Source organism: Aquitalea palustris (genome assembly GCF_003693445.1).
GTDB classification, from domain to species: Bacteria; Pseudomonadota; Gammaproteobacteria; order Burkholderiales; family Chromobacteriaceae; genus Aquitalea; species Aquitalea palustris.
This window is the reverse complement of the sequence record NZ_RFAR01000074.1, coordinates 31,500-53,181: the sequence shown is the minus strand read 5'-3', so window position 1 is coordinate 53,181 and position 21,682 is coordinate 31,500. Positions and strand designations below refer to the sequence as shown.

General features: G+C 62.0%; 21 protein-coding genes. 10 read left to right on the top strand and 11 right to left on the bottom strand.

What is annotated here, in order from left to right; all coding sequences use genetic code 11:
• Nucleotides 1–143 precede the first annotated feature (143 nt).
• Nucleotides 144–734 carry a TetR/AcrR family transcriptional regulator gene (locus tag EAY64_RS16685; RefSeq protein WP_103525865.1) on the top strand — a complete coding sequence of 197 codons (591 nt, stop codon included), beginning with the start codon at nucleotides 144–146 and terminating at the stop codon, nucleotides 732–734.
• A gap of 8 nt (nucleotides 735–742) precedes the next feature.
• On the opposite strand, the gene EAY64_RS16680 is transcribed toward EAY64_RS16685, so the two are convergent.
• Complete coding sequence (locus EAY64_RS16680; protein ID WP_199734473.1) at nucleotides 743–1,567, bottom strand: substrate-binding periplasmic protein; 825 nt, start codon at nucleotides 1,565–1,567, stop codon at nucleotides 743–745.
• A 194-nt stretch (nucleotides 1,568–1,761) separates the two neighbouring features.
• Nucleotides 1,762–3,231, bottom strand: a complete 1,470-nt coding sequence (locus EAY64_RS16675; RefSeq protein ID WP_103525864.1) for a DEAD/DEAH box helicase — start codon at nucleotides 3,229–3,231, stop codon at nucleotides 1,762–1,764.
• A gap of 252 nt (nucleotides 3,232–3,483) precedes the next feature.
• Here EAY64_RS16675 and EAY64_RS16670 point away from each other — a divergent pair, with 252 nt between their 5' ends.
• Nucleotides 3,484–4,164 carry an MliC family protein gene (locus tag EAY64_RS16670; RefSeq protein WP_103525863.1) on the top strand — a complete coding sequence of 227 codons (681 nt, stop codon included), beginning with the start codon at nucleotides 3,484–3,486 and terminating at the stop codon, nucleotides 4,162–4,164.
• Nucleotides 4,165–4,250: 86 nt separating this feature from the next.
• A complete protein-coding gene (locus tag EAY64_RS16665) occupies nucleotides 4,251–4,796 on the top strand; it encodes a YaeQ family protein (protein ID WP_103525862.1) in 546 nt (181 codons plus the stop codon).
• Between the two features lie 15 nt (nucleotides 4,797–4,811).
• On the opposite strand, the gene EAY64_RS16660 is transcribed toward EAY64_RS16665, so the two are convergent.
• The 4 genes from EAY64_RS16660 to EAY64_RS16645 all read right to left on the bottom strand — a co-directional run bounded on the left by EAY64_RS16660 (nucleotide 4,812) and on the right by EAY64_RS16645 (nucleotide 6,881).
• The gene (locus tag EAY64_RS16660; RefSeq protein WP_103525861.1) at nucleotides 4,812–5,411 is read right to left on the bottom strand and encodes an FMN-binding negative transcriptional regulator; all 600 of its coding nucleotides are present in this window, start codon (nucleotides 5,409–5,411) and stop codon (nucleotides 4,812–4,814) included.
• Nucleotides 5,408–5,719 carry an antibiotic biosynthesis monooxygenase family protein gene (locus EAY64_RS16655; protein ID WP_103525860.1) on the bottom strand — a complete coding sequence of 104 codons (312 nt, stop codon included), beginning with the start codon at nucleotides 5,717–5,719 and terminating at the stop codon, nucleotides 5,408–5,410. The genes EAY64_RS16660 and EAY64_RS16655 overlap by 4 nt, the downstream gene beginning before the upstream one ends.
• Before the next feature lie 11 nt (nucleotides 5,720–5,730).
• Nucleotides 5,731–6,162, bottom strand: a complete 432-nt coding sequence (locus EAY64_RS16650) for a carboxymuconolactone decarboxylase family protein (RefSeq protein ID WP_103525859.1) — start codon at nucleotides 6,160–6,162, stop codon at nucleotides 5,731–5,733.
• Nucleotides 6,163–6,248: 86 nt separating this feature from the next.
• Entirely contained in the window at nucleotides 6,249–6,881 is a 633-nt protein-coding gene (locus EAY64_RS16645) for a LysE family translocator (protein ID WP_226034307.1), read from the bottom strand.
• A 131-nt stretch (nucleotides 6,882–7,012) separates the two neighbouring features.
• On the opposite strand from EAY64_RS16645, the gene EAY64_RS16640 reads away from it, so the two are divergent.
• The 3 genes from EAY64_RS16640 to EAY64_RS16630 all read left to right on the top strand — a co-directional run bounded on the left by EAY64_RS16640 (nucleotide 7,013) and on the right by EAY64_RS16630 (nucleotide 8,634).
• Nucleotides 7,013–7,456, top strand: coding sequence for an Lrp/AsnC family transcriptional regulator (locus EAY64_RS16640; RefSeq protein ID WP_103525858.1), 444 nt, complete (start codon nucleotides 7,013–7,015; stop codon nucleotides 7,454–7,456).
• A 75-nt stretch (nucleotides 7,457–7,531) separates the two neighbouring features.
• On the top strand, nucleotides 7,532–8,068 hold the full coding sequence (locus EAY64_RS16635; RefSeq protein WP_103525857.1) for a GNAT family N-acetyltransferase: 537 nt from the start codon (nucleotides 7,532–7,534) through the stop codon (nucleotides 8,066–8,068).
• A gap of 50 nt (nucleotides 8,069–8,118) precedes the next feature.
• Nucleotides 8,119–8,634 carry a M48 family metallopeptidase gene (locus EAY64_RS16630; RefSeq protein ID WP_103525856.1) on the top strand — a complete coding sequence of 172 codons (516 nt, stop codon included), beginning with the start codon at nucleotides 8,119–8,121 and terminating at the stop codon, nucleotides 8,632–8,634.
• Here EAY64_RS16630 and EAY64_RS16625 read toward each other — a convergent pair.
• The 3 genes from EAY64_RS16625 to EAY64_RS16615 form a co-directional block, all read right to left on the bottom strand.
• Nucleotides 8,631–9,569, bottom strand: coding sequence for an alpha/beta hydrolase (locus EAY64_RS16625; RefSeq protein ID WP_103525855.1), 939 nt, complete (start codon nucleotides 9,567–9,569; stop codon nucleotides 8,631–8,633). The genes EAY64_RS16630 and EAY64_RS16625 overlap by 4 nt on opposite strands.
• Before the next feature lie 85 nt (nucleotides 9,570–9,654).
• Nucleotides 9,655–10,881 carry an MFS transporter gene (locus EAY64_RS16620; RefSeq protein WP_103525854.1) on the bottom strand — a complete coding sequence of 409 codons (1,227 nt, stop codon included), beginning with the start codon at nucleotides 10,879–10,881 and terminating at the stop codon, nucleotides 9,655–9,657.
• A gap of 126 nt (nucleotides 10,882–11,007) precedes the next feature.
• Nucleotides 11,008–11,886 (bottom strand): HD domain-containing phosphohydrolase, encoded by an 879-nt coding sequence (locus EAY64_RS16615; protein ID WP_103525853.1) that lies wholly within the window; start codon nucleotides 11,884–11,886, stop codon nucleotides 11,008–11,010.
• A 152-nt stretch (nucleotides 11,887–12,038) separates the two neighbouring features.
• Here EAY64_RS16615 and EAY64_RS16610 point away from each other — a divergent pair, with 152 nt between their 5' ends.
• Together EAY64_RS16610 and EAY64_RS16605 are read left to right on the top strand one after the other, a co-directional pair.
• Entirely contained in the window at nucleotides 12,039–13,055 is a 1,017-nt protein-coding gene (locus EAY64_RS16610; RefSeq protein WP_103525852.1) for a class I SAM-dependent rRNA methyltransferase, read from the top strand.
• A gap of 265 nt (nucleotides 13,056–13,320) precedes the next feature.
• The gene (locus EAY64_RS16605) at nucleotides 13,321–15,186 is read left to right on the top strand and encodes an ABC transporter ATP-binding protein (protein ID WP_103525851.1); all 1,866 of its coding nucleotides are present in this window, start codon (nucleotides 13,321–13,323) and stop codon (nucleotides 15,184–15,186) included.
• Nucleotides 15,187–15,252: 66 nt separating this feature from the next.
• Here the strand turns inward: EAY64_RS16605 and EAY64_RS16600 are convergent, their stop codons facing one another.
• The gene (locus EAY64_RS16600; RefSeq protein ID WP_103525850.1) at nucleotides 15,253–15,468 is read right to left on the bottom strand and encodes an HP1242/YdcH family protein; all 216 of its coding nucleotides are present in this window, start codon (nucleotides 15,466–15,468) and stop codon (nucleotides 15,253–15,255) included.
• 294 nt (nucleotides 15,469–15,762) lie between these two features.
• Here EAY64_RS16600 and EAY64_RS16595 point away from each other — a divergent pair, with 294 nt between their 5' ends.
• Nucleotides 15,763–16,830: a GGDEF domain-containing protein gene (locus EAY64_RS16595; RefSeq protein ID WP_158604714.1), complete on the top strand. Its 1,068-nt coding sequence runs from the start codon at nucleotides 15,763–15,765 to the stop codon at nucleotides 16,828–16,830.
• A gap of 51 nt (nucleotides 16,831–16,881) precedes the next feature.
• Here the strand turns inward: EAY64_RS16595 and metH are convergent, their stop codons facing one another.
• Nucleotides 16,882–20,595: a methionine synthase gene (metH, locus tag EAY64_RS16590; RefSeq protein ID WP_103525875.1), complete on the bottom strand. Its 3,714-nt coding sequence runs from the start codon at nucleotides 20,593–20,595 to the stop codon at nucleotides 16,882–16,884.
• Nucleotides 20,596–20,713: 118 nt separating this feature from the next.
• Between metH and EAY64_RS16585 the strand changes: the two genes are divergently transcribed.
• The gene (locus tag EAY64_RS16585) at nucleotides 20,714–21,478 is read left to right on the top strand and encodes a substrate-binding periplasmic protein (RefSeq protein WP_103525848.1); all 765 of its coding nucleotides are present in this window, start codon (nucleotides 20,714–20,716) and stop codon (nucleotides 21,476–21,478) included.
• Nucleotides 21,479–21,682: the final 204 nt, after the last annotated feature.

Genomic DNA, 21,682 nt, shown 5'->3' with positions numbered 1-21,682 from the left:
GCCGGCAAGTCTTGTCCTCAACACACCGTAAAAACGCCGACCGTCACCACCAAAATCAATTAACGCTATCTTGCTGATTAAGTTGGCTATTGTTTATATGATATACATCATAAAAAAACAGCCAGTCAGCAGCGGGAGCACGCATGCGTTATGACAAACAACATAAAACCGCCATCCGCCAGCGCATTCTGGACATGGCCAGCCTGCGCTTTCGCTCGGAAGGCATTGCGGCAGTGGGTATTGCCAATCTGATGGCCGACCTCGGGCTGACCCACGGCGGCTTTTACTGGCATTTCAAGGACAAGGAAGATCTGGTCGCCCAGGTTTGCCAACAGGCCATGCAGCAGATGGCACAGCAGTGGCAGCAACAGCGCCAGCAGGCAGAGCCAGGCCAGCAATGCCCGGCGGTAGCGCAACACTATCTGAGCATTCAGCATCGCGATTTTCCGGATACCGGCTGCGTGGCGGTCGCACTGGCCGGCGAACTGAGCCGGCGTGGCAGCCAGGCGCGTCAGGCGTTTACCAGCGGGCTGGAGCAACAGCTGACCACACTGGCCGAGGCAGCACAGCAGGACGCCGCCAGCGGCGGCAGCCCGCTCAAGCCGACGGTGCAATTAAGCCTGATGGTCGGTGCCTTGCTGTTATCGCGTGCCGTCAACGACCCGGCACTGTCCACCCAACTACTAGAGGACGCGGCCGCGCTGCTTGCCGGCCAGACCGCAGCAGCCTGCTGAAGCTGGCGTCAGGGCTGGCTGCGCTGGCAGGCCAGTCGCGTTTCCCGCACCATGCGTTCGAATTCGCCACTGCTTTGCAAGGCCTGCAGGCCGCGATTGAAGCGTGTGATCAGCTCGGCACCTTGCGGATGCCGCCGCCAGATCACCACATGCAGGGGGGCCGACCAAAATGACTGTCCACTGGATAGCTCGCTGGCCTGCGCCGCGGAAAAATTGCGCGCCAGCAGGAACTGGCCAACGTCTTCTTCGATGGGAAACAGATCGATGCGTCGCGCCAGCAATTTGCGGAAATTGCTCAGATCGTCGGCGACGCCATCGGTATGCAGCACGCCCTGCTGCACCAGGCGGTCGAATTCTGCGGAATAGAAATTGCCGATGGTGATGCCAATGCGCAGCCCGGCCAGATCGGCCAGTTGCGTCCAGCGCCGCTGGTCGGACTTGCGCTGGAAAAACACCATGCGTGCCGACATGACCGGCTGGCTGTAGAGCAAATCCTGCAAGCGCTCAGGACTGGGAGCCCAGCCCAGGCTGCCGTCCGCCGTGCCATTGCGTGCCGATTGCAGGCTGCGGTTATTGGGCAGAAAACGGTAACTCACCGAGACATTGGCGCGCGCAAAGGCCGCCGTCACCACGCGCGACAGAATGCCGTTATCGGGAAGATGATTGCCAAGATAAGGAGGCCACTCGTCAGACGCCAGCACAATGGACAGCCAGCCGCCTGCTGGCGACTGGCCATGCGCGGCGGCTGGCGCAGCTAGCGTCCAGCCCATCAACATGATGCCCAGGGCAATATGCCGGACGGTACCGGCATGACCTGCAAGCCATTGCTTCATGACCTGCTCCGTAATTCGAATCGTTAGCCACTGGCGTGGTAACGCCAGACTTCCCCGCGACGGTCACTGCCTGACAGTGTCGTCATGCAGTGACGATCGCGGCAGTGACTCGGTTTACTGCAGCATACGGGCCGCCAGCAGCGACAGCAAGCGTGGCGATCGACCCCAGGCAAGAGCCGACCGTACCCGCCGGCTTAGCGCTTGTTGGGCGACAGCAAGGCCGACACCGGGCGTGCCGGCTGGCTGCGACGCTGTTGCGGGGCATTGCCCGGCTTGGCCGTGGCGGCCTGACGGGCCGGCTGCGGCTGGCCGCCCTGGCTACGCGGCTCGGCGGCCTTGCTTCGCGGCGCGCTACCCGCCGGGCGATGGCCATGACCGGTCGGCTTGCTTTGCTGTTCGTGACGCGACTTGCCAGCACCCTGGCCTTGGCGCGCGCCCTGCCCCTGACGACCACCACCACCCTGGCCACGACCACGGCCGGCGCTGTTGCCACCCATGGGAATCGGCTCCGGCTTCACGTTCAGATCAGCCTCGAAACCCGGAATGGTAAAGCGGGCGATGGACTGCTTGGTCAGCTTCTCGATTTCACGCAGGAAGCTGAACTCGTCGACACAAACCAGCGAAACGGCTTCGCCCGGGCTGCCGGCGCGGCCGGTACGACCGATACGGTGTACATAGTCTTCCGGCACATTCGGCAATTCGAAATTGACCACATGCGGCAGTTGGTCGATATCCAGGCCACGGGCGGCGATATCGGTAGCCACCAGCACCTGCAGCTTGGACGTCTTGAAATCGGCCAGGGCACGGGTACGGGCATTCTGACTCTTGTTGCCATGAATGGCTGCCGACGGGATGCCGATCTTGTCCAGCTTTTCCGCCAGACGGTTGGCACCATGCTTGGTACGGGTAAACACCAGCACCTGATACCAGTTGTGGTCGCGGATCAGCTTGATCAACAGATCGGTTTTCTTGTCGCGGTCCACCAGGTGCACGCGCTGGTCTACCAGCTCGTTGGTGGTATTGCGGCGCGCCACTTCCACCAGCTTGGGCTGGTTGAGCAGCTTGTCGGCCAGGGTCTTGATTTCGTCGGAGAAGGTGGCCGAGAACAGCAGGTTCTGACGCTTGGCCGGCAGCAGGGCCAGTACCTTGCGAATATCGTGGATGAAACCCATGTCCAGCATGCGGTCGGCTTCGTCCAGCACCAGGATTTCCACGGCAGACAGATCCAGCGTGCGCTGGCTGACATGGTCGAGCAGGCGGCCAGGCGTGGCCACCAGGATGTCTACCGGCTTTTTCAGGGCGGAAATCTGCGGGTTGATGCCAACACCGCCGAACATCACCATGGATTTGAGCGGCAGATGCTTGCCATACTCGCGCACCGATTCTTCCACCTGGGCCGCCAGTTCGCGGGTGGGGGTCAGCACCAGGGCGCGCGGCTTGCCGGGCTGGCGCGAGGGTTTGTCCATCAGCAACTGCAGCAGCGGCAGGGTAAAGCCGGCGGTCTTGCCGGTACCGGTCTGTGCGGCAGCCAGCAGATCGCCACCTTGCAGTACCTGGGGAATGGCTTGTGCCTGAATCGGCGTGGGAATGGTGTAACCGGTATCGGCCACGGCACGCAACAAAGCTTGCGCCAGACCAAGGTCAGCAAAGGTAATTTCGGACATACTGCACTCCTGCGACTGCCTGATCGCAGTAAGCGACACCAATCTAGGCTGACGATAAACGGTTGAAATAAATGCGGAAGGCCTCGGGATGAGGCTTGCATTGCGCGCCGATTGGCAAGACGCGGAAGTCGGCGAGTTTACAGACAATTGACCGGGCAGGGAAATCATCCTGCGTATTGGTGCAGCGTAACATCGCTGCACATGGCACAATAAAGCATGCTCAAGATCCCCCCAGTGCCACTCGCAGTCCTTTTGCTACTGCTCGTATCCGGCCAGGCTCATGCCCTGAACGGATCGCACTCGCTTGGTACCGGGCCGGACAAGAACGGCGGCCATGGCCTCCTGCGCCAGCCCGTGGTACCGGCCTTGCCTCCCACCCCGACCATGCAGGCCACCGAGTTCGACTGCAACAAGCCGGCCAATGCCATGGAAACCATGCTGTGCCAGGATGAGGGGCTGATCCGGCTGGGCAACCGCCTGGACAAGGTCTTCACCCAGGCCATGGACAAGGCCAGGCAAAACAGTGCCGGGGCACCCAGCCAGAACAAGCTGGAGCAGGAGCAACGACGCTGGGCGCACAATCTCAAGGAATGCATGAAGAACGACAATCCCCATATGTGTCTGGGGGATACCTATATTCTGCGTATTACCGAACTGCAGGCCGGCTGGGGGCTGGCTCCCTCGCTGACCCCGCTGCACTATCTGTGCGGTGGTGGTGGCAATAACGATGTGCTGGCCACCTTTTACCGCACCAAGCCGGCAACCGCGCGGCTGGTACGCGGCAAAAGCCAGGTCATCCTGCATCAGCAGGAGCTGGTGACCGGCGGTGCCCGCTATGCCGGCCAGAATGTCGAATTCACCATCCGGGGCAAGGAAGCCAGCATCAACTGGAAAGGCGAAAGCCTGTTGTGCATCAGCCAGCCAGAGCAATAGCGCCTGCCTCGTCCCAGCCCGTTTGTTCCAGTCTACTGCCGCCGCCTGTGCAGCGGCCTTCAACCCAATATTGCGGAAACATCACCATGGCGCTTACTGCCACCATTTATAAAGCCGGCCTGTCGATTTCCGACATGGACCGCGGCTACTATGCCAGCCACAACCTGACCCTGGCCCAGCACCCGTCGGAAACCGTGGAGCGCCTGATGGTGCGCCTGGTGGCCTTTGTGCTGAACGCCAGCGAAACCCTGAGCTTCACCCGTGGCCTTAGCTCGGACGACGAAGCCGAGCTGTGGCAGAAGAATTACAGTGACGAAATCGAACTGTGGATCGAGCTGGGCGAACCGGATGAAAAACGCCTGAAAAAAGCCTGCAGCCGTGCCGACAAGGTGGTGCTGTACAGCCATGGCGGCCGCTCCAGCGAAGTATGGTGGCCGCAGATCGAAAACAAGCTGGTGAAGCTGGACAAGCTCAGCGTCTACCGCATCAGCACCGCCACCCTGGCCGAACTGGCCAGCCTGTGCCAGCGCGGCATGCAGCTGACCGCCACCGTGCAGGACGGCCAACTGTGGCTGGCCGACGAAAGCCGCAGCGTGCTGGTTGAGGTAGAGCCGCTGAAAGTGCCGCATTAAGCAGCAGCCGGCGTACTAGGGCCGTGGCATGCTGGCCGCCAGTTGGCGGGCGGCTTCGTCGCCCTGCTCCAGTGCGGCGATCACGCCCTGCCGGTCCTGCGGCAAGCGGTTCTGGCTGAGCTTGGCCTTGACATCCCAGCGTTGCACCCGCAACCGGAAGCCGACAATGCCGCGCTGCATGGCGGCCATGGCCTGCGCCGACAGTGCGCTGCTGTTCCAGCCGGCCTCGCCTTCAAACTGCAGTGCCAGCTGCTGCAACAAGGCCGCCAGCGCCTCCCCCTCCACCGCTTCGGCCCGGCCATGGGCATGCGCCACCCGGTAATTCCAGGTAGGCACCATGCCGTCCGACTCATACCAGCGCGGCGAAACATAGCCATGGGCACCGGTAAACACCGCCACACTATCCTGTTCGAACAGCACCCCGGCATGGCCGTTGGCCCGTGCCAGATGACCGAGCAGGCAATCTGCTTCGGTTGGATCAGGCAGCAGCACCACATGGCTGAGCCAGGGCTCGCCAGCGGCCTGGGTAATCAACGTGGCCAGCGGATTATCGGCCATCACCTGGCGGGCATAGTCGGCTTCGGCAGCAAACGCCGCAGGGCAGTACAGGCTCATGGCTGTTCCCCCGTGCTGGCCGGGAAAGCATAGTCACGCACGACCTCGGCAATCTGCACCCGGTAGCCGGCATACCAGCGCTCACGCCCCAGTTGCTGTGCCAGCAGATGATCCGCATTGGCTTTCCAGGCGCGGATACTGTCCAGATCCGGCCAGTAAGACAGCGCCACCTCCTGCCCGTCTTCATTCAGCGCGACAAACTCAATACAGCCAAAGCGGCTTAACGCCAGCTCGCGCAATTGTGCTGCCACGCGGCTGTATTCCTCGTCCAGCTGGCGGGCCACTGCCCGGAAAATCACCACGTACATTTTGTGTCTCCTTATTGCCGCATGGCGATGGCCAGGCGGTTCAGCGCATTCATGCTGGCAATGGCCATGGTCAGGTCGCAGATTTCCTGTGCGGAAAAATGTTGCAACAAGGGCTGATACACCGCATCGGCGGCCTGGCTGGCGGCAATATCGGTCAGCGCTTCGGCCCAGGCCAGCGCGGCTTGCTCTGCTGCCGAAAAATGCGGACTCAGCCGCCAGCCGGCCAGCGTATCCAGCCGGGCATGGCTTTCCCCGCCGCTGCGTAAGGCCCGGGCATGCATGTCCAGACAAAAGGCGCAGCCATTCAGCTGCGACACGCGCAAATACATCAGCTCCACCAGATTACGCCCCAAGGGGCTGTCTTCCAGCAGTTTCTTGATGGCCCGCAAATGCTGCAAGGCGGGACCGGACAATTCGACATAAGGCTGACGCAGGCTGGACATGGCGGTTTCTCCTGAAGGCAAGCCTGCATTATCGGCTCGCCAATGGCCCTGTTACAGGTCCACTTTTATCATCAGGCAAGGGACCACTATCCCGGCAAGCCGCTCACAGCACGCCACAGCATCAGCAAGCCCATGCCCAGCAGCAACAGGCCACAGACGATATCGATGCGCTGCCGCCCGGACTCTCCCAGTCGGCCCAGCAAGCGGCCAGCCCCGAAAGCCAGCACACACCACCACAGTGCCGAGCCAGCAAATACACCGGCAACCATCAGCAGGGCTTCGGACCTACTCGGCGCGGCATGGCCGGACAGGCTGGCGAGCACGGCCAGAAAAGACAAGATGGTCATGGGATTGCTCAAGGTCAGCAGCAGCGCCGATGCCCAGGCACTGCACAAGCCATGGGCACTTGCCACCCGGGCGGCCTCGCTTGCCGCATGCCGCCGCAACATGCCCAGCCCCATCCATGACAACAGCACGCTACCGGCCACCGCCAGCGGCAGAGCCAGCGCCGTCAGCTGCTGAATCAGCGCACTCAGGCCCAGCGCGCCCAAGGTGGCATACAGTGCGTCGGCCGTCGCCGCGCCCAGCCCGGTGGCCAGCCCCACCCACGGTCCCTGACGCAAGCTGCGGTCGATACACAGCAGGCCGATGGGGCCAACCGGGGCGGCAATGGCCAGCCCCAGCAACAGGGCTTGGGCAAACAAGATCAACAAATGCATGAGAGGACTCCTGACAAGAACAGCCAGTCTGCCCGGCCAGCCGGCGGGCTTACATGGTGTTTTTCAGGCAAACCTGCGCCTATAACTGATAAATTAAAGCCAGAATGCATTTCGACCATAAAGGGGCGCTAATGGAAATCGACAGCAAGGCTTGGAAGATTCTGGAATGCCTGCAGCAGGACGCACGGCTGTCACTGACCGAGCTGGCCCGCGCGGTGGAAATGTCGGTACCCGCCGTGTCCGAACGGGTAAAGCGGCTGGAAGAAGCCGGGGTGATCCAGGGCTACCACGCCCGGCTGTCGCCTGCCAAAGCGGGTTACACCTTGTCGGCCATGGTGGGCATTACCGTGGCGCAGCCCTACAAGAAAAAACTGCTGCAATTACTGGAGGACATGCCGGAAGTGCTGGAGTGCCACCATGTTACCGGGGCCGATTCCTATCTGTTCCGCCTGCTGGCACGCGATGTCGGCCATCTGGAAACACTGGTGGCACGGGTGAATCATCTGGGCGAAACCCGCACCTCCATCATCCTGTCCACCCCGATTACGACGCGCCCCTTGCGCGCGCCGCGTTAATTGCCATGCAAAGCGAACCTTAACGTCATCTGGCTGTCGTAAAATGCCGGTATCCCTAGCCCCTAGCCAAACCTCATGACCTCGCTGACCCTGCGTGTTGCCACCTTTGACGATGCCGGACTGATTGCCCGGCTGCATACCGAAAGCTGGCAGCACAGCTACCGCACCATTCTGTCTGACGACTATCTCGACCACGTCGCCCCGACCGAGCGCCACACCATGTGGACCCGCCGTTTCCATTACGACAATCATCTGTGGGTGCTGCTGGCCCTGTGGGAAGGCGAGCCGGTGGGCTTTGTCTGCCTGTTGCCGGATGGCGAAACCGAGCGTGGCCTGCTGCTGGATAATCTGCACGTACTGCCCGGTCAGCAAGGCCGTGGCGTTGGCCGCAGCCTGCTGCAGGCCGCCGCAGCGCAGGCCGACACCCTGCAGCCGGGCCGGCCCATGCACCTGTGGGTATACGAGGCCAATAGCGAGGCACGGCGGTTTTACAGTCGTATGGGCGGGGAAATGGTAGACCGCGAGAACGTGCTGGCACCGGACGGACGCAAGGCCATTGCCCTGTGCTATCGCTGGGCGCAGCCGGCACAACTGGCCGCCGTCCAGGCATAAACAGCAGGCCTCTTGCGGCAGGGCCGCGCCGGCTTTGCTAAACTGGCGCCATGTCTGCCCTCAAATACCTGCTGCACTACCCACCCAGCCTGCTCGCCCAGGTCCAGGCCCGTCTGGACGACGGCAGCCTGGGCAACTGGCTGGCCAGCCGCTATCCCGACAGCCACGCCGTGCAGAGCGATAACGCGCTGTACCAGTATGTCAGCGAGCTGAAACAGCGCTATCTGAAAAATGCCCCGGCACCCACCAAGGTGCTGTACGACAATCGCCAGCACCCGGTAAAAGGGACGCTGGGCACCAATACCCAGATCTCGCGGGTGCAGGGCAGCAAGCTCAAGGCCAAGCACGAAATCCGCATTGCCACGCTGTTCCGCGACGCACCCGAGCCCTTCCTGCGCATGATCGTCGTGCACGAGCTTTCCCATCTGCGCGAGAAAAACCACGACAAGGCCTTCTATCAGCTGTGCTGCCATATGGAGCCGGCTTATCACCAGCTGGAATTTGATACCCGGCTGTGGCTGACCCTGCGCGAACTGGAGCCAGCCGCCAGCCCGGCTCCGCGCTAGTAGCGGTCGAGGAAGGCGGCGATCTGCTGGTAAGTCTGGGCGCACTCCGCAGCGACCAGCTCTTCCATATTGAGGAAGGCATGCACCAGGTCATCAAAATGCAGATGCTGGTGCGGCACGCCAGCCGCACGCAATTTGTCCAGGTAGCACAGCGCCTCGTCGCGCAGCGGATCAAACCCCGCCGAGACCACCAGGGTGGCCGGTAGCCGCCCGGTCATGGCCATGTGCAAGGGCGACGCCGCCAGCCGGTCTTCACCATGCTGGAAATAATTGTCGAAATACCAGGCAATGCGATCGCTGTTGAGGAAATAGCCTTCGCCATTCTCGCTAATCGACGGCAGGCTCATGCTGTAGTCCAGGCTGGGATAGATCAGCACCTGGGCAGCAATCTGCAAGGCGGTATCGTGCTGCGAACGCGCACTCACCGTAGCCGCCAGCGCGGCACCGGCAGAGTCACCAATCAGCGACAGGCTGGGCAAAAACGGCAGCTGGCGTGCACTCAGCGCGGCAAACACGCCACGGGCGGCGGCATAAGCATCATGCAACGCTGCCGGATAGGGGTTTTCCGGCGCCAGCCGGTATTCCGGCACCACCACGATATGGCCGGTGGCCGCCGCCAGCCGGCGGCTGATGGGGTCGTATACGCTGACACTGCCGGCGGTATGGCCGCCACCATGCAGAAACAGCAGCACCGGCCGCGCCTCGCCCGGTGCCGGATGGTAGATACGTACCGGCACGCTGTAATCGCGACCGTGGATGATTTCGTCATTGACCCAGGCAATGTCCGGCCCGGCACTGACCAGGCTGCGGGTGACATTGGCCAGTGCCTCGCGGGCACCGATGGCGGTGGGCTTGTAGCCGCTGTCGCGCAGGCGGCGGATGAGCTGGTTGAGCTGGGACAACCAGTCGGTCAGCTTGGGGCTGACTGCATGCATTGGCACTTCTCCTGACTTGGGCAAACTTCAGCGTTTGCCGCACATTAATATACCAAAGTCATTAAATGTGCCAGCTCAGACGGTTTCATGGACTGGATACCAGCTGGTCACGCCGGGCGAGTTGCGGAAACCAGCGCATCCACAGCAGCACCACCAGCAAGGTGCCCGCTCCGCCCAGCACCACGGCCGGCACGGTTCCCAGCCAGGCGGCCGTGACACCGGATTCGAACTCGCCAAGCTGGTTGGAGGCGCCGATGAACAGCGAGTTCACTGAATTCACCCGGCCACGCATGTCATCCGGTGTTTCCAGCTGCACCAGCGTGCCACGAATCACCACGCTGATGACATCGGCCGAGCCCAGCAGCATCAGCGCCAGCAAGGACAGCGGGAAGGAGCGTGACAGCCCGAACAGGATGGTCGCCAGGCCAAACACGGCGACGGCAGCAAACATGATATGGCCGGAGCGACGACGTATCGGATGACGCATCAGCCACACCGACATCAGCAGCGCCCCGGCGGCCGGAGCCGAACGCAGCAGGCCCAGACCCCAGGGCCCGGTCAGCAGGATGTCGCGGGCAAACACCGGCAGCAAGGCGGTCGCCCCACCCAACAGTACGGCAAACAGGTCCAGCGAGATCGCCCCCAGAATATCCGGCCGGCTGCGGATGAAGCGCACGCCCATCAGCAAGGAATCCAGCGACACCCGCTGGCCGGTGGGGAGCACCCGGCTGGAGGGCAGCAGGCTGACCAGCACCAGGCAGGCCAGAAAACAGGCGGCCGACAGGCCATAGGTCAGTTCGGCCCCCACGGCATACAGGAAACCGCCCAACGCCGGCGCGATGATGGTGGCGGCCTCGTTGGCTGAGGCGGCCATGGCAATGGCCTGCCCCAGCAGGCTGGCGGGCACGATATTGGGCAACAGCGACTGCATGGCAGGCATGTCGAAGGCGCGGCAGCAGCCCACCACCACCGACAGGGCAAAGATCAGCTCACGACTGACCTGCCAGCCCATGCCCAGATTACCCAGCAGCAAAGTCAGCGCAGCCAGCGACTGGATAAACAGGCTGATGGCCACCACCCGGCGCCGGTCGAAACGGTCGGACACCGCCCCGGTAACCAGCACCAGCAGCACCCGCGGCAGAAATTGCAATAGCCCGACCAGCCCCAGGTCGAGTGCGCTGCCAGTCAGGGCATACACCTGCCAGCCAATGGCCACGGTAAGGATTTGAAAACCGGCAGTCAGCAGCACGCGGGCCGACCAGAACTGCCAGAACGGGCGGCAATGCCGCAGGGATGCAGAAGCGTCGTTCATCAGTGACAAAAACGGCCGCACAGGCCATGACAAAGAACTCAAGCCTACCGGCTAAAGCACTGTAACTCTAGCCTTACATCCCGCGCTTAACAGTTGCTGACACAATCGCCGCGCCCCAGGCCGGGCTCAGGCAAACAGCCGCGCCAGCCAGCCAGCCTGTCGTACCGGCTGCAGGCAGGCAGAAGCCTCCTGTACCAGTTCGGCCACCAGCTCGTGGTCCACCGTTGGCCGCTGCGCCTGCAGCAGATCACGGCGACCGGTGGGCGCCAGGGCCAGCGCCTGCCGCTGCCGGCTCAACTGGTACTCGCCCCCGCAAGAGGGACAATGCACGGTGGCACCATCATGCATGCGGCGCGGAATGGCGATGATGGGGCCGCAAGCCTGGCAGCTTTGCATGGGAATGCCCGTCTCGCTGTGACCGACGATATGCTCCAGCTTGCCCGCCTCGCCCAGCGCGATAAAGCGCTCGCCGCAGGCACGGTCAAACTGGCTGCCCAGGTTGTCGCGGATGATCTCCAGTGCACGGGAAACCGGCATGCCGGCGCGGTAGGGCCGGTGGCTGGTCATGGCATCAAAGGCATCGGCAATGCCGACGATGCGCGCCACCAGCGGAATGGCCTCGCCCTTGAGGCCGGCCGGATAACCGCGCCCGTCCGGCGTTTCGTGATGCATCAGCACCGCGTCCATCGCCAGTGCCGCCAGCGGATGTTCGCGCAGCAGATCCGCCCCCTGCTGCGGATGGGTCTTGATGACCGCGTACTCGTCGTCAGTCAGGCGGTCGCGCTTGTTGAGAATGGCATCCGGCACGCCGATCTTGCCCAGATCATGCAGAAAACCACCCAGCATGATGCGTAGCACCTCGCCGCGTGGCAGCGCCAGTTCCTGCGCCAGCAGGCCGGAAAAACGCGATACCCGCCACAAATGGCCACCGGTATAGGCATCGCGGGTCTCCACCATCATCGCCATGGTGTAGAGGGTTTTCAGTAATTCTTGTGCTGCCTGCATGTTGTGCTCCGCTAAGTGGCCATGCGCTGGCCCAGATCTGGCTGCCTGTCATGAGTCGACTATGCCAATGGATTCTTACAACTTAGCGCTAATTTTTGAGGCATTCCACTACAGGGCTTACAATTGCAGCCATTCCAGAAAGAAAGCATTCCATGTCCGACTCCCTGAGCGCCCTGCTGCAAGCAGCAGCCGACCGCCGCAGTGATCTTGTTAGCCGCCTGATCGCCGAAGATACCAACACTTACCGCCTGTTCCATGGCAGCGTGGAAGGCGTGGCCGGCCTGACGGTAGACCGCTACGGCGACCTGCTGCTGGTGCAAAGCTTCCACCAGAGCCTGGAAGATGCCGAGCTGGACGAAATCCGCAGCTTCTACGCCGGCCTGCTGCCGGAATTGCAGCTGGTCTACAACGACCGCAGCGGCAAGAATTCCCGCATCAACAACACCCTGAGCCTGGCCGAACAAGCGGTGGCCGAGGAAAACCGCGTGGCCCATGAGCTGGGCATCCGCTACCACATCCGTGGTCGCCACAGCGGCCAGGACCCGTGGCTGTTTCTCGACCTGCGCGCCGGCCGCCGCCGCGTGATGCAGCTGGCCGAAGGCAAGAGCGTACTCAATCTGTTTGCCTACACCTGCGGTGTCGGACTGGCTGCCGCCAAGGGTGGTGCACAGTTTGTGCTGAACGTGGATTTTGCCGAATCCAGCCTGGCTGTCGGCCGTGCCAATGCCAAGCTCAACAGCCTGGCCACCCGCCCGCGCTGCGTGCAGAGCGACGCCTTCGCCGCCCTGCGCCAGCTGTCCGGCATCGGCCAGCCCAAGATGGTGCGCGGCAAGAAAATGCCGCCCTTCCCGGCCCTGGAAACCCGCCAGTTTGATCTGGTCTTCCTTGACCCGCCGCGTTACGCCAAGAGCCCCTTCGGCGTGGTCGACCTGATCAACGACTACCAGGCGCTGTTCAAGCCGGCCCTGCTGTGCACCGCCGAAGGCGGCATACTGATCTGCTGCAATAATGTGGCCCAGGTTGACGGCAATGCCTGGCTGGAATCGCTCAAGCGCAGCGCGGAAAAAGCCGGCCGCACCATTCACGAAGTGGAATGGATTACCCCGGAGCAGGATTTCCCCAGCGCCGATGGTCAGCATCCGCTGAAGATCGTGCTGCTGCACGTCTGATTGCCGTAGCGCCAGACTGCCCGACCGACCTGCTCGGCCGGGCAGTTTTGTTTTGGCTTGCGCCCGTTCACGCCTTCATCCGGACAGGCCATCACCACGCCGCGCGGAACTGCCGGCAACAAAACACCACTAAAATGGCGGCAAGGCCGACGGTGAACCTGCCTCCAGCCATGCAAAAAAAGCATTGCTGACCGCTTCACTTCAAGCTATCGTCATACACCCATACAACCTCAACGGACCGCCGGTCCCGACAAGGACGATCTTTATGTTTTCCTGGTTTGAAAAACGGGTAGACGTCTACCCGGATACTCCCCCCGTACAGCCCCCCAAGGGTTTTCTGGCCTTTGTCTGGTCCGCCACCAGCGGCATGCGCCCTTATATCCTGTGCATGACCCTGCTGACGTCCCTCATCGGCGCCTTCGAGGCCCTGCTGTTCTCCATGCTGGGCTCCATTGTCGACTGGCTCAGCCATGTGGCGCCATCACAGCTATGGACCCAGGAGCGTCATCACCTGCTGTTGCTGGGCGGTATCCTGCTGGCCAGCCCGCTGCTGATCGCCCTGCAGGCCATGTTCAAATACCAGAGTCTGTTCGGCAATTTCCCCATGCGCCTGCGCTGGCAGTTTCACCGCCATCTGCTGGGGCAAAGCATGAGCTTTTATCAGGATGAATTTGCCGGCCGGGTGGCCGCCAAGGTGATGCAGACCGCGTTGGCGGTGCGCGACACGGTGCTGATCATCACCGACATCCTGGTGTTTGTGGTGATCTACTTCATCACCATGGTGGCCGTGGTCGGCAGCTTTGATCGCAGCCTGCTGCTGCCCTTCATCGGCTGGCTGCTGCTGTACGTCGCCACCCTGGCCTTCTTCGTGCCACGGCTGGGCAAGGCCTCGGCCCGCCAGGCCGATGCCCGCTCGCTGATGACCGGCCGCGTGACCGATGCCTATACCAATATCGCCACGGTCAAGCTGTTTGCCCAGGGGCAGCGCGAGGCCGCCTTCACCAAAAGTGCGATGCAGGAATTCATGCAGACGGCCTATGGCCAGATGCGCCTGGTCAGCGGCTTTGAAATCGCCAACCACATTCTCAGCATGGGGCTGATTGCCAGCACCGCCGGTGCCACGCTGTGGCTATGGACCCAGGGCCAGGTGGGCATTGGTGCCGTAGCCGCCGCCACGGCCATGGCCTTGCGGCTCAATGGCGTGTCGCACTGGATCATGTGGGAGATGTCCAGCCTGTTCGAAAATATCGGTACCGTGCACGACGGCATCAGCACCCTGTCGCGGCCGGTCGCCATTGTCGACCAGCCGGATGCGCCAGCGCTGCAGGTGGCGCGTGGCGAGATACGCTTCGACAATGTCTGCTTTTCCTATGGTGGCGAACGCACCATTGTCGACGGGCTGAGCCTCACCATCCGCCCCGGCGAGAAAATCGGCCTGGTCGGCCGCAGCGGTGCCGGCAAGTCCACCATCGTCAACCTGATGCTGCGTTTTTACGACATCGAGCAGGGCCGCATCCTGATCGACGGCCAGGATATTGCCACGGTGACCCAGGATAGCCTGCGCGCGCAGATCGGCATGGTGACGCAGGATACCTCGCTGTTGCACCGCTCGGTACGCGACAACCTGCTATACGGCAGGCCGGATGCCGGCGACGAAGCCATGATCCATGCCGCCAAGCAGGCCGAGGCGCATGATTTCATCCAGGCCCTGACCGACCCCAAGGGCCGCCGTGGCTACGATGCCCATGTGGGCGAGCGTGGCGTCAAGCTGTCCGGTGGCCAGCGTCAGCGCGTGGCCATTGCCCGGGTAATGCTGAAAGATGCGCCGATCCTGTTGCTGGACGAAGCCACCAGCGCACTGGACTCGGAAGTGGAAGCCGCCATCCAGAGCAGCCTGTACCGGCTGATGGAGGGCAAAACCGTGGTGGCCATTGCCCACCGCCTGTCCACCATTGCCGCCATGGACCGCTTGATCGTGCTGGACAAGGGCCGGGTGGTGGAAGAAGGCGACCATGCCAGCCTGCTGGCCAAGGGCGGCCTGTATGCCCGGCTGTGGGCACACCAGAGCGGCGGTTTTCTGGGAGAGGAAGTCGACGAGGAGGTCCGTCCGGGAGAGCTGGACCCGGCCTGATGCCACCATCCTGTCACAAACAAAAACCCGCCAACTGGCGGGTTTTTTCATGGCCGGCCCTGGAAATCAGGCTTCGGCTTTTTTCAGGATCACGTACAGCTCATCCTTGAGCTTGAGCTTTTCCTTTTTCAGTACTTCCACCTCCTGCTGGCTGCCCTTTTCGATGGCAGCCTCGATATTCTTGATTTTCTGGTCCAGCTCATTGTGCTTGTTGAACAGGCGGCTGAAGTGGTCGTCTTCGGTTTTCAGTTTACTGATCAGATCACGGAATTCTGGGAACATCGGCTTCTCCTGATGGGTGGGTGGGGTGGCACTCATGCCACCTGACTACAACTTCATGCTAGCCCCGACACCAGTCTGCTTTCTTGATCTAAGGCATATGCACCGGTAACAGACATCCGCTCATTGTGCACCGCCAGAGCCCTGATGCAAGGGCAGGCGGCGGGCCGACTAGCGCTTCCCTGCCAACACTGCCTGCACATAGGTCCAGTCGACCGCCCCAGACCAAGCCGCCACGATGCTGCGATGTCCCCGGGAGTGGCAGCCTCCGCTGTCGCCGCTTTACAAGGAGGCTCCATGAAGTACCTCTATGCTGGCGATGCAGATTTCCAGCATCAGTCCTTTCTCGAGCTGCGGCCCATCGCAGTATGGACGCAACTACTGGGGGAGTTATCCTGGCTGGCTTCCCTGCTGCTCGCCCACACGCACCAGCAGATCGACCTGGCCAACGCGCTCCTGCTCAGCCTGATCATGCTGGCCGGCACCTTGCTGTCGCTGAATGCCGGTCACCGCCACACCCTGCTGCTGGGCATGCTGCTCAATCTGTGCGGGCTGGCGCTGGGCTTTCGCCTGAGCATGCTGTTTGTCACGGATACCAGCCTGTGGGCCACCTCGATTGCCGTGTGCATCACCCTCACCATGGCGCCGGTTTTCCAGAGCTCGTATTGCTTCCTGCTGGCCAGCGGCTGCGTCTGGGGCATCTTGCTGCAAGGCACGCTGGAGGACCGGCGGCTATGGCAACAGGATTCACTGATCGCCCTGCTCACCATAGCAACGCAGGCCTCGGGCCTGACGCTCAACATCCTGTTTCGCCGCCTGCGGCTGCGTGGCTATCATTTGCGCCGTGACCTGGAAGCACTGGCCTTTCAGGACGCGCTCACCGGCATCGACAACCGCCGCAGCCTGCTGGAAAAGCTGCAGGCCTGGTATCCGGCCCAGCACGGTCATTTCCTGATGGTGGATATCGACGACTTCAAAAGCGTCAATGACGACTTCGGCCATGAGGCTGGCGACCAGGTACTGCAGCAAGTGGCGCGGCAGCTGAGCGGGCATCCCGACGTGGCCCTGTGCGGGCGGCTGGGCGGTGAGGAGTTCGGCCTGTTCACCCGCTTGCTGGACAGCCAGCGGGTGAGCGAGCTGGCAAGCCAGCTGATACACCGGGTGAATACCTGCAGCGTGGAGCAGCGGCGGCTGTCCATCAGCATCGGCATCGTGCATATGGATGGCCGCATCGGCCTGAGTGCCGCCCTGCGCCAGGCAGACACCGCCTTGTACCAGGCCAAGCACCGTGGCAAGAACGGCTTTGTGCTGGCCCTGTCCTGCAGCCATCCGCCACAGCCGCACACACTGGCGCAGGCTGGCTAGCCCACGAAAAAGCCGCCTGTCGGCGGCTTTTGCTGTCATACGGCAATCGACTCAGGCGTCGTAGCCCAGATTTGGCGCCAGATCACGCTCGGCCTGCTCCAGCGACACACCACGGCGCTGGGCATAGCTTTGCACCTGATCCTTTTCCAGCTTGCCCACACCGAAGTAGCGCGCATCCGGATGGCTGAAATAGAAGCCGGAGACAGCGGCAGTCGGCAGCATGGCATAGCCTTCGGTCAGGGTCATGCCGATGCCCGGGGCATCCAGCAAGGCAAACAGCGCCTTCTTGACCGTATGATCCGGACAGGCCGGATAGCCCGGAGCCGGGCGGATGCCACGGTATTGCTCGTCAATCAGCTGCTCATTGCTCAGCGTCTCGTCAGCGGCATAGCCCCAGAATTCGCGGCGTACCCGCTGGTGCATCAGTTCGGCAAAGGCTTCCGCCAGACGGTCGGCCAGCGCCTTGAGCAGAATGGCCGAGTAGTCATCGTTGGCCGCCTCGAAACGGGCCACGTGCGGCTCGATGCCGATGCCGGCGGTGACGGCAAACGCACCGATATAGTCCTGCACGCCGCTATCGGCCGGAGCGATATAGTCGGCCAGCGCCCAATTGGGCTTGCCATCCATTTTCGGCAGCTGCTGGCGCAGGCCCACCCAGGTCATCTGGCTGCTGTGGCCATCCACACTGCGGATATCGATATCGTCATCGTTAACGCTGGCGGCCGGGAACAGACCGATGACAGCGCTGGCCGACAACCAGTTTTCCTCGATGATCTGCCGCAACATCACCTGGGCATCGGCATACAGGCTGCGCGCCGATTCGCCAACGATTTCATCATCCAGAATGCGCGGGAAGCGACCAGCCAGCTCCCAACTCTGGAAGAAAGGCGTCCAGTCGATGACGGCAGCGATGTCCGCCAGCGGGTAGTTTTCGAAGCGGCGCACACCCAGCCACTGCGGCTGCGGCGGCACATAGCTGGCCCAGTCGGTTTTTTGCTTGTTGGCACGGGCCACCTCCAGGCTCACCACCTTGCGGTTGGCCTTGTTGGCATGGCCTTCACGGGCACGCTGGTACTCGGCAGCCACTTCGGCCACAAAGGCATCGCGCAGGGTGTCGGACAGCAGATTGGAGCACACGCCCACCGCACGGCTGGCATCCGGCACATAAATCACCGGCTGCTGGTAGTGCGGGGCAATCTTCACCGCCGTGTGCACCTTGGAAGTGGTGGCACCACCAATCAGCAGCGGAATGTCAAAACCCTGGCGCTGCATTTCCTTGGCCACATGGCTCATTTCTTCCAGTGACGGCGTGATCAGGCCGGACAGGCCGATGATGTCGGCCTGGTGTTCGCGGGCAGCGTCCAGGATGGTCTGGCACGGCACCATCACGCCCAGGTCGATCACCTTGTAGTTGTTACAGCGCAGCACCACACCGACGATGTTCTTGCCAATATCGTGCACATCGCCCTTGACCGTGGCCATGATGATGACGCCCTTGGCCGGTGCATCGGCCAGACCCATGCGGATCTTTTCTTCCTCGATGAAGGGCTCCAGATGCGCCACAGCCGCCTTCATCACCCGGGCGGATTTCACCACCTGCGGCAGGAACATCTTGCCGGCACCGAACAGGTCGCCCACCACGTTCATGCCGTCCATCAGCGGACCTTCAATCACATGGATGGGGCGCGCACACTTGAGGCGGACTTCTTCGGTGTCTTCCACGATAAAGGTGGTGATGCCCTTGACCAGCGCATGCTCCAGCCGCTTTTCCACGGCCCACTCGCGCCAGGCCAGGTCTTCCACCTTTTTCTCGCCGGCGGCTTCGCCCTTGAACTTCTCGGCCAGATTGATCAGGTTTTCCGTGGCATCCGCGCCATCGGCCAGGGGACGCATCAGCACCACATCTTCGATACGCTCGCGCAGCTCCTTGTCCACCTCGTCATACACTTCCAGCGCACCGGCATTAACGATGCCCATGGTCATGCCACGCTGGATGGCGTGGTAGAGGAATACCGCGTGGATGGCTTCGCGCACCTTGTTATTGCCACGGAAGGAGAAGGACACATTGGACACGCCACCGGAAATCTTGGCGTACGGCAGGTTTTGCTTGATCCAGCCGGTAGCCTCGATGAAGTCGAGGCCGTAGCGGGCGTGTTCTTCGATACCGGTAGCCACGGCAAAGATATTGGGGTCGAAGATGATGTCTTCCGGCGGATAACCCACCTCGTCCACCAGAATGCGGTAGCTCTTTTCGCAGATTTCCACCTTGCGGGCGTATGTATCCGCCTGGCCCTTGTCATCAAAGGCCATCACGATCACCGCCGCGCCATAGCGGCGCAACAGGCGGGCCTGCTCCTTGAACTTGGCTACGCCTTCCTTCATGGAGATGGAGTTGACGATGCCCTTGCCCTGGATGCACTTGAGGCCGGCCTCGATCACCTCCCACTTGGAGGAGTCGATCATGATGGGCACGCGGGCGATGTCCGGTTCAGCGGCGATCAGCTTGAGGAAGCGATCCATGGCCGCCAGCGCGTCCAGCATGCCCTCGTCCATATTGATGTCGATGATCTGCGCGCCGTTTTCCACCTGCTGCCGCGCCACGTCCAGCGCGGTGGCGTAGTCGCCATTCAGGATCAGCTTGGCAAAGGCGCGGCTGCCGGTGACATTGGTACGCTCACCGACATTGACGAACAGGTCCTTGTCGCCGATGTTGAACGGCTCCAGCCCGGACAGGCGGCACTTTTTCTCGATGTCCGGCAAGGCGCGCGGGGCGATGCCGTCCACCGCGCGGGCAATGGCGGCGATATGCTCCGGCGTGGTACCGCAACAGCCGCCAACGATATTGATCAGGCCGGACTCGGCCCATTCGCGCACGAACTCGCCCATGGCGGCAGGTTCCAGGTCGTAACCACCAAAGGCATTGGGCAGACCGGCATTGGCGTGCACCGACACATAGGTAGCCGATACCCGCGACAGTTCTTCCACATAAGGGCGCAGCAGGTCCGGCCCCAGCGCGCAGTTGAGGCCGAAGGACATGGCATCGGCATGCGACAGGCTGTTGTAGAAGGCCTCGGTGGTCTGGCCGGTCAGCGTGCGGCCGGACTGGTCGGTAATGGTGCCGGACACCATGATGGGCAGCCGGGCGATATCGGGGTGATCATCAAAATACTGGTGGATGGCAAACACCGCCGCCTTGGCGTTCAGGGTGTCGAAAATGGTTTCAACCAACAGAAAGTCCGCGCCACCGGCCACCAGACCATCAATCGCCTCGGTATAGCTCTTCACCAGCTCGTCAAAGCTGACATTGCGATAACCCGGGTCATTCACATCCGGGCTGATGCTGGCGGTGCGGTTGGTGGGCCCCAGCACGCCGGCACAGAAACGCGGTTTGGCCGGATTCTTTGCCGTTTGTGCCACACACAGCTCTTTTACCAGCCGGGCCGCCGCATGGTTGATTTCCCACACCAGGCTTTCCATCTGGTAGTCGGCCATCGCGATGGAAGTGGCATTGAAGGTGTTGGTTTCAATGATGTCGGCCCCGGCATCCAGATAAGCCTGGTGAATGCCGCCGATGACATCGGGCCGGCTCAACACCAGCAGGTCGTTGTTGCCTTTTACGTCACAAGGCCAGTCGGCGAACCGCTCGCCACGGTAGTCAGCTTCCTGCAGGTCATGGCGCTGGATCATGGTGCCCATGCCGCCATCCAGGATCAGGATGCGCTGCGACAGCTGGGAAAATACCGGGTGGGTGGTGTTTTTGGTCATGGCAAACAGGCTGTTATTGGCTAGAACGATAAAAGGCACACTCAAGGTGCGGCCGATCATATTACCATTGCGTTTGGAACTGTCAGACAACTAACTAAGAAGAAGAGAGTACAAGCTTATGGTTGGTTTGAATAAGACCTGGCTGGCGCTGTTGACGGGAGCAGCACTGGCACAAGGGGCCGCCGCAGGCGGCATATTGAAAATCGGCGTGTCGGATTCCGACGCACCGCCCATCGTGGTACTGACGCCGGACAACCAGGCCCTGGCTAGCGGGCTGATCAAGGAACTGGGCGATGCACTGGCCGGCGAGCTGGGCATGAAGGCCCAGTATGTGGTGATTGCCCGCAAGCGGGTGGAAAACACCATTGAAACCGGCAAGGTCAACATCGTGTGCAATGCCAATCCGGAATGGTATGGCAATGCCGCGCGTCTGGGCTGGACCCGCGAATTCTATCCACAAGTGGAACGGGCACTGTCGCTCAAGGACATTCCGGACCTGCACCAGGCCGATGAAATGGCCGGCAAGCGCATCGGCACCATCCGCGGCTACAGCTACCCCACGCTGGAACACCTGTGGGCGGTGGGCCGCACCACCCGCGTGGATGAGCCACGGCTGGAACTGCTGGTCAAGTCCTTGCAAAAGCACCTGACTGATGTCGCCATTTCCTCGGAACTGGAGCTGGCCTGGTGGGCCAAGACCAATCCGCAGGAAGCCCGCGCCTTCAAGCAGCACCCGCTGACGGTGACCTATATGCCCACCATGTGCGCGGTGGCCCCCAACTCGCCGGTCAGCACTGAAAAACTGAACCAGGGCATTGAGGCCATGCGCCGTAGCGGCAAGCTGAGAGCCATTCTCAAAGCCTACGAATGGCAGACTGAGTAAGCTGTTTCACGTGGAACAGGGCAAGCCGTCCGGCTTGTCCTGCTTGCAAACCAAGTGCGCCGCTGCAATACGCACTACTAGCGCCGGTTTTTCACGCTTGCCGGCGCATCGCCACCGCCGCCCTCACCCTGTCCGGATATTGCGTTTTCATCGCTGAACATGCGCAGGGCTTCATCATCCATTTGCTCTTTTTTGTACACGCAT